The organism is Alteromonas confluentis (genome assembly GCF_001757105.1).
Lineage (GTDB): Bacteria > Pseudomonadota > Gammaproteobacteria > Enterobacterales > Alteromonadaceae > Alteromonas > Alteromonas confluentis.
Map to the genome: position 1 here is coordinate 1 of NZ_MDHN01000035.1, position 11,017 is coordinate 11,017.

Consider the following 11,017-nt stretch of genomic DNA (forward strand, 5'->3'; position numbering starts at 1 on the left):
GAGCCTGTAACAGATTCTGTGTAACTGCCATTTAGTTAATATGCTTTTCGAGGCGTTCCTCGAACTCGATAATAAAACGACTCATAGCCTGACGCCAGTTCTGAATGGGCATTGTCCATTTTTTGCTGGCATCTTTAATCGCTAAGTAAATCATCTTCTTAGCTGAATCATCACTTGGGAAGATTTTCCGCTTTTTAATAGCCTTTCTGATAACGCTGTTGAGCGACTCAATGGCGTTGGTGGTGTAAATCGCTTTGCGGATATCCTCAGGGTAACTGAACAGCGTATTAAGGTTTTGCCAGTGATTGCGCCATGATTTAGCAATTTGTGGGTACTGGCCGTCCCAGATTTCACTGAAGCGTTCCAGTTCAAGCAAGGCTTCGTCTTCAGTGGCTGAGCGGTACACCCGCTTTAAATCTGCTGTTACAGCCTTGTAGTCTTTCCACGATACATACTTTAGTGAGTTGCGCACTATATGCACGATACACAGCTGGATGTGGGTCTGAGGGAAAACGGTGTTAATAGCATCAGGGAAGCCTTTCAGACCATCCACGCAGGCGATAAGAATATCTTCGACGCCACGCTGCTGAAGCTCCGTCAACACGTTTAACCAGAACTTAGCGCCTTCATTCTCGGCAATCCACATGCCCATCAGTTCCTTGTGACCTTCAGTGTTGATACCCAGAGCCAGAAAGATGGACTTGTTGATGACCCGCTTATCTTGGCGAATCTTCACGACGATGCAGTCCAGGTAAACAATCGGGTAAACGGCATCTAGAGGACGTGACTGCCATTCAATCACCTGCTCAATAACTGCATTGGTGACACGAGAAACGAGCGTGGGCGATATCTCAGCGCCATACCACTCCTCAAAGGCATTGACGATGTCACGGGTGCTCATGCCCTGTGAGTACAGCCAGAGGATTTTCTCGTCCATGGAAGTGAAACGGGTTTGGTGCTTTTTGACAAGTTTGGGTTCAAAGGAGCCTTCACGGTCGCGAGGCGTATCGAGTTTAAACTCGCCATCTTCGGTTTTGACCCGTTTACTGCTTTTGCCGTTGCGGGTATTGGTCGACGTGGACTGTTGATGTTTTCCGTAGCCAAGATGCTCATCCATCTCTGCGTTTAGTGCCGCTTCAACGGTGATCTTCTTCAACATCTGACTAAATTCGTTCAAGTCCTCAGGTGTTTTAATCCCTTTGGCCGCTTCCATTGCGAAAGCTTCAAGCTCTTTCTTGTTCATTTGCATCTGCCTATCCTTAACTCTCAATAGAGTATGTTGAGATAGGCAGTTACACAAAATTAGTTACAGTCTCGTTGGGCCGGTCACTGAACAAGTCGATAATACCAATTAGGTTTTCTCTTCCTTCTTTTTGATCGATACTGAAAGTAGTCACTTCTTTCAATTCTGGTTGGGCGTTAAATGCTATTGACGTTCCAACCTCTCTGGCTAGGAAACGGTCATTCATACCGTCACCGATAAAGATACAATCGCTGCTGTCAACTCCGTGCTCATGGATGATCTGCTTCATAAAGCTCGATTTGCCGTGATTGTCTGATGGAAGCAGATTTACAAGCTCGACAAATCCTGTTTTATCAAAAAAATATTCACATCCACTAAAAGCATGGTCAATTTTTAAAGCCCGTTGCACTTTGTCAGCTAGTGCTTTAAAGCCACCGGTAATCAAAACCGTTACTGCATTATTTTTCTTCAACCAGTCGAATAATTCGTACACACCCTCATAAAACTCTGCATCTTCAGTAAGCTGGACTAGATGTTTTTCCTGAAGGCCGTATTTCTTATGGATATTTACAGTATCAGCCATCCAGTCTAAGTAACCCTTATATTCACCGCGAAGCCACCTATCCTTAGTTTCTTCCTCCTCTTTGTAACACTCTTCACCAAGCCGTTTCGCAAGAACTGTCCATGCGCTAGGGGCGACTTTCCCGTTATCAAGGGAGTACTCTTTTTTTAGAAGTGTACCTTCCATATCAAAAAACCATATTTTGGGAATATTCTGCTTCACTGTCGACCGCCTTTCTTGGAGCTACTCAGATTTTTAGTTATGGGATCTATCAGTTCGCTTTTCATCAATTTAGCTACAGCTCTGAATACTGGTACAACAACGGAGTTCCCAAACTGCTTATAAGCACGATTGTCAGCGCATACCTGTACAAAATCAGAATCTAGATCTTTGTTGCGGTAGTCTACAGGTTTCTCAAAACCCATCAATCTCGCGCACTCTTTAGGTGACAGTCGACGTGGGGTTTTGTACGCGGGGTCAAATTCTGAGGAATACCTCCCATATTCTTCGTCATACTCCTTCTCGAACGATTTCACCAGTTTCTTAAACTCAGCCTCATACTCAGCTTCATCCAGAAATGCTTTAGGATCAATTGATTCTGCCGCTTTTGACGTCGTGTAGGCTTCTCTGTCGGCATTTTTGGCTGCTGCAGCTGCTTTGTTTTTTTCCAAATAATCAGCTCCCAGAGCACGGTGGTTGATAAGTATCTCTGAGCCGTCCTTGTAATATCTTGCTGATAAAGTCCTCGTTATAGCATCTGGGTCATCCGGATTTACCAGCCCAAAGCCAAATCCGTTACCCTTACTTTTGTGTTTTAGTGCGTAGTGATAGAGGTAATTCCACAGGTTTTCAGTAAGAGTATAGGTTGCAAGTTGTTCGTCAGAAAGGTCGCAGAGTATCTCGGATACAGCCAGTCGTTTTTCCGGATAGAATCCAGAAAGGTTAGTCAGGCTGAAGTTTCTAAACTCAGGATTACTTTCAAGCAAATCATTACGTATACCAACAAGAACAACACGCTCTCTGTGTTGAGGGGTAAATTTTGCGCCATCTACGATCGTGGGTTCATTTTTCCTGCTTCTTACTACTGCGATAGCTTCTTCTATCGTTTCACCCTGATCGGATATATTAGCGATAAAATAACCCAGAGAATCCAGCGTCTTTATAATAGTTGCGAAAGTATTTCCTTTATCGTGACTCTTCAGGTTTTTTACGTTCTCGAGCACGAAGAAATTTGGTTTCCGGGCCTGAATAATTTTCTCTACATCGAAGAACAAGGTTCCCTGAGTTGTACATTCAAAACCATGACTTCTGCCAAGACTGTTCTTCTTTGAAACTCCAGCAATTGAAAAGGGCTGGCACGGGAACCCTGCAAGCAATACATCATGCTCTGGTATGTGCTTTTTGATATTCTCTAATCTTTCAGATTCCGAAATACCTGAATATTCGGATCCTGTTAAAGTCAGCTTTGTTATATCCATCAGGGAAACATTTTTTTCTGGATTTTCCTCTTCGGTATCTGTGAAATAGGCTAGCTCGCTTTCGCCAACGTAATGGTTAGCGAGGTATGTTCTTCGCGCCTGATCATCATATTCACTGGTGAATACACACTTTCCGCCTACATCTTCAAAGCCCTTTCTCAGACCACCAATTCCAGCAAACAGATCTATGAATTTAAAATCTGGATTATCCCAGTGCGCTGGTTTCTTGGGAAGCAATGCCTTTCTGATCCTAGCATTGGTATCTTCGTGAATCAGAATGTCGCTGGCATCTGGATTTTTTTTCCATTTGTTAAGTTTCTCTCTGGATATTTCTTTCAGGTCCAGCCCTGTTTCCTTACTGTTGAGTCTAGATGCGAGTCCCTTCTGATCGTAAATAGTCAGCAGGAGCTTAAGTAATTTATCTGTCTCATTCTTCAGTGAGAGGATCCTTGAGTCGGCCTTAGAGTCCGCGAGGGCAACTTCTTTTATATACATTGTTCAACTTTTGGGCGTAAAGGGATTGTGGAGTGACAAGGTATCACACAAAAATCCCTTTTTAAAGTTTCATGTTTATTTATACAGTTGTCGGAGGTGTTGTGGAAAAAATTAAGCTGGTATTGTTTGTAGGTCAGAGTTTTTACTTAGCGCAAAATACCACTGATATGTATATCGTCCAGTGAATCTGAATAGGATAAGCCTGACTCGCTGATTGTTCCGAATTGTTTGCCACTCTCCAGCCATGTAATGGCAAGGCTGACGGAGAGAGGTAATGTTATCCGGGTTTGCTTTTTGAAACTACACTCCCAGATAACGAGTATCCTGATTCCACTATTTTGGAGCTCACTATAGGTTCGGACGTCTCTGTTAACGTTACTTCTCAGTTTCTTCATCCAGAAATCCTTTCTGGTTTTAGGTATTTGAAACAACTTACAGTTGTGCGCATGCCAGAAGCATCCATTGATGAAAATAGCAGCCCCGAAGCGGGGCATCCAAAGATCAGGCTTTCCTCTAATGTTTTTTGGGGCAATCCGATACCTGTAACCACGGGCAAACAGACTTTTCCTTAAAAGGGTTTCAGGCTTCGTATTTTTGCTCCTTATTGCCCGCATATTTTTTCTGCGGGCGGGGGAAACATCATTGCGGGTGTCAGATGGCATTGTTATTCAAGCAACTCAAGAGCAGTTGCCTCATACAGCTTAGAAGCATCCCTGAATATATTGTTTATCCGCCACTGGGATCTACGGGTGCTCTTTGATGCGTTAATATTAGAGTGAGTGTGGCCAGGGTCGAGAAACAGAAGACCAGTTGCGATGGCTCTGAAAAGATGATCGATAGTCGTTTTCTTACACCAGAGAACTTCAGGGAGAAATTCTACCGAGAATTTGAACCCACCTGCGAGCATTTCCTCGTCGCTCATTCTGTATTTATTTGCTTGTACATACACTGCCTCATTGTGTTTCTTACCCCAGTTGTTAAGCAGTCGTTCGAGAGTCCAGACTGCATGTTCGGTGTTATTGTCATCTACCAGTGACACTCTCAGCGAGTCAGACTGAACATCTACCGATAGCTCAGGTGAATATGGATACTGTACATCGTAGAAAAATTTCCATTCAATGCGACCTGATTTTTTCGCAGCACTGATATCGATGATTGAATGTTCTTTCGCAGCCTGTTCAATAGCTTTCTTTGCACCGTGTTTACTCAACTCCCCGTTGAATGTATAAACTTTCCCATCACAATGAAGCTCTGCTTTAATCTGTTTTCTGTAGAAGATTTTCAGCGTCAGGCCAGTCTTGTCGACACGTGTACCACACCTGTGCAGACCATTCATTCTGTAGGTAGCACCATCATCCTCGGTGTACCCGAATTTCTGTACGAAGGATGAAAAACTTTCAGCATACGGCCCCTCATCGGGCTCAGTAGTCATGAGTGTAACTTTCTTCTGCGTGGTGGCTTTGAGTTCAATACCCCGGAAGTCACCATCCTGATTTGCGTTTGACGCGATGCCCAGTGCATATTCCAGTGTATAGCCCGGTACCTGTGTTCCATTAAACGGATCTGAGGCGCCTGATGGGCGGAGAATGGTGCCAGGGTAACTTCTGTTTGCGACTTTCCTTCTGAGGAGGGACATGAGCTCATCAGTTGGCGTCTGGTCTTCATTCAAGACAATGTGGCGGATTACTGAGGTGTCAGGAACAAAAGGAAGTTCTTCAAACTCGCTTTCAAATACTGGTTCAGGACCTACAATCTGAATTGCAACAGCTTCTCCTTCGCGGGTAGCTCCTAGCACCAGATATCGGTTCAGTATTTCAGACTGATTTGTATATTCAACAGACATACTGCGTGGCATTGCGCCATTCTCAGTCTGAAAGCGCGAAAGGCGGGTCTCTGGATATTGGGCATACAGGATTGCCTTGCATTCGCGAACAGGAGTAAGTTCTCTGTTGAGCTTTACCCAACTGAAAGATCTGAATATGGCCGCCGGAATTCTTTTGCTGTTGTCAGATGCTGGTTTGGTAGTGCTCTCGCTGAAATCTCTTTCTATAAAGTCCAGATCAAATATCGAGTTAAATACACCTACGCTTCTATGAATATAAACCTGATTTTTGTCGTTGTTGTTTTTTGCGAGTTTTTTGATAAAAGCCTGCTCGCAGTGATGCATTACAAGTATTTCGCGGATTTCATTGAGAGATGAAACGGACTGATGATCCAGTTCATTGAAAATATAAGACATAAACTTCCTTATCTTAAAAGCTGATAACTCCAGATGGGCTGTCATAATATGACATATTTCAGATAAAAATTGACCCAAGCTTTGATATGGGATGGAGAGAGTTTCTCGCGGAGGGAGTTTCCAATTATTTCGTACAAGCTTTCAGGATATGGTAAGAGAGATGAGAGTCATCTATGTTAATTCTGGTACGAAAAACGAGTAGGGGGGCCAATTTCAGAAATGCTGTGCCTCTGACACTTTTATTAAGAAGGCTGGGTTCGACCTAATAGATAGTAAAGGCGAAAAGCGGTTACTCGGTTTCCTTCCTATCAAGGTGCGCTGAAAAACTAACAACAGTCCTTCAACGCCCGCACTTACGGCTCCTTAGTGGCGCAGCGAAAACCAGCCCGACAATGTACGCTTGCTAGATGCTTTCTTACAGCGTTGCAATGTATTGGTCACATTCTTCTATAACATACTGCGGTACTGTTTGATATTTTGCAGGATTTAACTGATAAATGTAGTCATTCTCAATATGAAAAGCTTGGTTGATGAACTTCAGAACTATATCAGCATGATCTGCTCCACTATTTCCTTCAGATATAATTCTGTATATGTGTAACTTCTCATAGTTATTGCTGCACGAGTTGTAGAGATCGATCATTGCAGAATTATCAAGTATCAATTGAATAAACTCTGAGTAGTCAAAATCTGAAATATGCTGCTGAATTTCAGCTACAGCACCTTGTATTTCGTCTTTAGTCATTTCACGTGATGTCCCATCCTCAAATACTAGAGGCACAGCTCTTCTATGGAGGGCGTTTGATACCAACTGGTATGCCATTCCTCTAGAATTGAGAATTTCATATGTTCTACGTATGTATACGAGCTTAGCTACCAAGTTTGAATCACTTGTAATATTTGAAGAGTTAACATCTACAAATGTCATAATGTCATCTTTCTCAATATCTATCTCTATTAGCTGGCCGTTATTATTCTGAAGGAAAGAAGCGCTCGGCTTATCGAACCTGTCGGTATGGTGATAAAGCATATCAACGATTGGCTCAAAATCGTGACTTAGCAATAAAACTGTTTTCCCCCTAAAGGATTTCTCCTTTCTGAATAACATTTCGATAATCGCATATTTTTTATTTTTGTCGAATGAAGAAATTGGGTCGTCGAGGACGATCAGATCGGGAACATTCTTTACTGTATCAAACATAAATAGAACTAATGCAAAAGCATTCCTCTCTCCATAGCTGAGTACATTTCTGACACCAGAAACTTCCCCTGAATCAAGGTCTTCATGAATCAATTTTAGCTTATGCTTTCCTGATTCATCCTCGATAAGATCGACTGTATATCTGTATCCTGCATTACGAAGGAATGAATTGATAGCATTCTTATTTTCTTCCACCACCTTCTCAATATGCCGCTTTTGGATAGCTATTCGGCCCTGAAGTTGGCCAGCTTTACCTATCAGCTGATCTATAGAGTCATTTACTTTTTCAATTTTTGATAATGTTTCATCTGATTGAAGATGTGGATATAGATTTTGATCTATTTTGTACTCTCGTAATTCATCGATCACTTTATCAACATCTTTAAAAGTAAAGAATCCAATATTTCTAAGATGCTTGAACATGTTGTTAAGCCGATCGATTTGTCCCTTTACCTCAAGAAGATATCCCGTCTGTTCTTCTGTGTATCCGTCAACGCTTGAAACGAAATTATTTATTATTTCTTTTGTTTTATCTGAAAAATATTTGTCAAGACGCTGGAATACTTGTACGAGTTTATTGAGGCTCTGAATTGATTTAGGATCGTAAACCTCACCAACGCGCTTTATTGTTTCTTTTACTTCCTTTACATTACTAACACAATAAGGGCAACTATCAGATTCTTCTATAAATTGCCCGCCATCGAGTTGCCATTTAATCCATTTTACATTGTCCTGTCCTTGGATGAAGTTCTGGTATATTTCGAGACCCTCCGGAATATTTGCTACTTTATTACCACCCTTAAGAGCTTTAGCTATTGCGCTGGATCCATGTACGCCTGTCTTGGTAGGCTTACCAAAGCTACTACTCAATTCGTCAAAATCAGCTATCAATGCCTCGATGTCATCGTCTTCTTGAAATTGGCTCTTTATTTGAGATACAAGCTCATCTATCTCTGCCATAACGGAGTCATATTCCTCATCTCTTACGAGAATATCAAAGCTTCCTTTGAGGAGTTCGTCTGGCTGAAAAGCAAACTCATTAATATAAGACTCATCAAACACCTTAACGCTATTGATTGCTTCATGGCCAGTGACTGTTGGAATAATTGAGTCATCATTAAATGCCTTGAACGGCTTAAGATCCGTAAGCTCTATGGTCCCGCTGAGTCTTGATGAAACTGACTTTTGAATTGATTTCGATATAGTACTCTTACCCGTACCATTGATTGCGTACTTTATGTTCAGTGTTCCTTCTGCAATCTTTATCATTCCCCTATCAATGTTATTGCAGTTACTAATTTCAATTTCCATTTTACACTCCGTTGTTCAGACCCACTTCATAGCTAAAAGTTTATTACTGTGACTTTATATTATCATTCGTCTCTTCTGAAAAAACATATTCTGTGTATAGAACGTCAACTATCTTGACCGGTCTGGCGTCAATTAACTTGACCGGTTGTCGCTGAGTTATTCTTCCTGTTTTATTGCTGCTTTTCTGCGGTAGCTTTCTCCCTCTAATTGAATGATGTGTGAGTGATGCACGAGCCTGTCGATGGCTGCGACTGTCATGGTGGTATCAGTAAACAGTGCATCCCAGTCTTCGAACGATTGATTGGAGGTGATGATGAGGCTGAACCTTTCATACCGGTGAGCAATGAGTTCGAACAGCACACTGGTTTCTTGCTCTGTCTTTTTCACGTAGCCGATATCGTCAATGATAAGCACCTGGTATTTATCCAGTTTGTTCAGTGCGTCCTGGAGTTTGAGGTGCTGTTTTGCCTCCTGCAGATGTTGCACTAACGCGGTGGCCGCATAGAACTTTACGCGGGTTCCGGCTTCTATCAGGCTGTAGCCCAATGCACTGGCCAGATGGGTTTTACCGACACCGCTTGCGCCGAACAGCAGCAGATTGGTGGCGTGTTTTACCCACTCATGGTTATCCGCCAGTTCATGGAGGCGGGCTTTGGTGAGACCTTCAATGACATTAAAATCGAACCCACCAACATGCTTGCCTGATGGCAGATTGGATTCTTTCAGATAACGTAATTGACGCTTGTCTGTCCGGCTCGACAACTCCATGTGGCACAACTCACTTAAGTAGTGCTCTGGCCGCCATTGTTCATGCAATGCCTTTTCAGCCAGGCTCTCCCAGTGGAGCCTGAACTCACTCAGTCGCAGGCTCTTGAGCATGAGTGGCAGGGATGCTGTATTAGTCATGTCTGCCTCCCTCCCTGTAATAACAGGCTATACAGCTTTAACGGGTGTTGCCCCACCTGAAGCTGGGGGATGTGGCGAGGTTGCTGTTGGAAGCGTTCCTGACAGTCGAACAAGCTGGGTAACCGGCCGCTATTCAGTTGCTGCATAATGAAGCGACCCAGCCTGACTTCATTATCCCCCTTGCTCGCGAGGTGAAGTACTCTGACGATATAGCGACAGGCATCATCAGCCTTCATATTGCCATTAGCGTACTGCCAGATACTCCGGTAATCCTCATTAGGTAATAACTCATCCCGCCACTGTGAACACCGGAAGGCCTGAGGCTTTTTTACTAACGCATCAATAACGTGTTTGTAATTGACGCTGCGTTTACGCGCGGTGCCCGTGGTATATACCCGCTCTAAGGTGTAGGTCAGCTCATGACCGAGATATAGAGCTAAGCGGTCATCATACACTTGCACCCGCAGGCGACTGCCTACCAGACGCGAAGGCACGGTATAAGTGACGCGTTTAATGCTGATGGTACTGGTGCGCGAGACGCGCACATATTCGGTTGAGTAATTGACGCTGCCCGCCGGCGGCAGTGGCTGTAATTGTCGCTGCTCTTTAATAAATGCCGTATTAATGCGTTTGTTTCGTCTCGCCACTAATTGCCGGATAAAGTCTTCATAATCGTCGCGACAATTAAAGTCATACGAGCCACGAATGCGCAGCGCCTGCTCAAGCTGCGCTTTAATATGGCGATTACTGGACTCGATGACGCCATTTTCATGCGCGACACCGGTGTTATTGCGTGTGCCGGTAAAACCATAATGTGCCATCAGTGAAGCATACCGTTCTGTAAATTTACCGGCATCATCATGATTCCGGTACGCTGCACTCAAGCTGTCGGTGCGGACTTCCTTGGGGACGCCGCCACTGGCTCTGAAGGCATTCTGTAACCCATCAGAGAAGGCAGCGAAGCTCTCACCACCATAAATTACATGACTGTAGTGCCAGCCACTGGCGGCCAGGCGATAGTTGAACAACATGTGCTTACACGGCTCATGCCCGATAGTGACCGGAGACTTAACATGCGTGAAGTCGCAAATACCCAATAAACCTGACTCGTGGTGCTGTAAGAACATTACGTCCTGAGCACCACCGTGTAATTGTCGCCACTTCTTAATTCTGCGCTCAAGTGTACGTCGCGCTGAGGTAGGAAACTGATCGCTATGCGAATCACACAAATAATCAAATACGCCCACTGGCGTAATTAGCTTATCTTGCTTCAGAAGGGGGATAACAATACTCTCCCAGACTGCCTCAAGGGGATCGGGCCGGGTGCGCCAATGACGGTGGGCTTTTTTAGGTTGGTGACGGCCGTTCTCTATGCGTCTGGCGGAACTGACAGAAATGTTCGCTTTGCTGGCGGCAACTTCCTGCGTGAAATCCTTTCGAAACTTCATATATAACCTGACTTGTTTTTCTGTGATGTGAGTTCCCGACACGCCATTCTCCTCGAATTGTCGTGTCGAACCTTAACAGAACAACCGGTCAAGATAGTTGTCGCTCAACCGTTCAAGTTAATTGTCGCTCTATA

General features: G+C 43.8%; 8 protein-coding genes. All 8 read right to left on the minus strand.

The genetic code is table 11. From position 1 onward, the window contains the following. Positions 1-31: 31 nt before the first annotated feature. Positions 32-1,243 carry an IS256 family transposase gene (locus BFC18_RS14950; RefSeq protein WP_139138946.1) on the minus strand — a complete coding sequence of 404 codons (1,212 nt, stop codon included), beginning with the start codon at positions 1,241-1,243 and terminating at the stop codon, positions 32-34. A gap of 49 nt (positions 1,244-1,292) precedes the next feature. Continuing rightward, positions 1,293-2,027 (minus strand): HAD family hydrolase, encoded by a 735-nt coding sequence (locus BFC18_RS14955; protein ID WP_245680403.1) that lies wholly within the window; start codon positions 2,025-2,027, stop codon positions 1,293-1,295. After that, positions 2,024-3,778, minus strand: coding sequence for a DNA (cytosine-5-)-methyltransferase (gene dcm / locus BFC18_RS14960; protein WP_070126370.1), 1,755 nt, complete (start codon positions 3,776-3,778; stop codon positions 2,024-2,026). Before dcm ends, BFC18_RS14955 begins: the two co-directional genes overlap by 4 nt. 146 nt (positions 3,779-3,924) lie before the next feature. After that, a complete protein-coding gene (locus BFC18_RS22180; protein ID WP_070126371.1) occupies positions 3,925-4,440 on the minus strand; it encodes a very short patch repair endonuclease in 516 nt (171 codons plus the stop codon). Positions 4,441-4,442: 2 nt separating this feature from the next. Next, positions 4,443-6,017 (minus strand): MvaI/BcnI family restriction endonuclease, encoded by a 1,575-nt coding sequence (locus BFC18_RS14970; RefSeq protein WP_070126372.1) that lies wholly within the window; start codon positions 6,015-6,017, stop codon positions 4,443-4,445. A gap of 415 nt (positions 6,018-6,432) precedes the next feature. Then, entirely contained in the window at positions 6,433-8,529 is a 2,097-nt protein-coding gene (locus BFC18_RS14975) for an AAA family ATPase (protein WP_070126373.1), read from the minus strand. Positions 8,530-8,685: 156 nt separating this feature from the next. Beyond that, positions 8,686-9,435: an IS21-like element helper ATPase IstB gene (gene istB, locus BFC18_RS14980; RefSeq protein WP_070125210.1), complete on the minus strand. Its 750-nt coding sequence runs from the start codon at positions 9,433-9,435 to the stop codon at positions 8,686-8,688. Then, on the minus strand, positions 9,432-10,925 hold the full coding sequence (istA, locus tag BFC18_RS14985; RefSeq protein ID WP_070125211.1) for an IS21 family transposase: 1,494 nt from the start codon (positions 10,923-10,925) through the stop codon (positions 9,432-9,434). The genes istB and istA overlap by 4 nt, the downstream gene beginning before the upstream one ends. Positions 10,926-11,017: the final 92 nt, after the last annotated feature.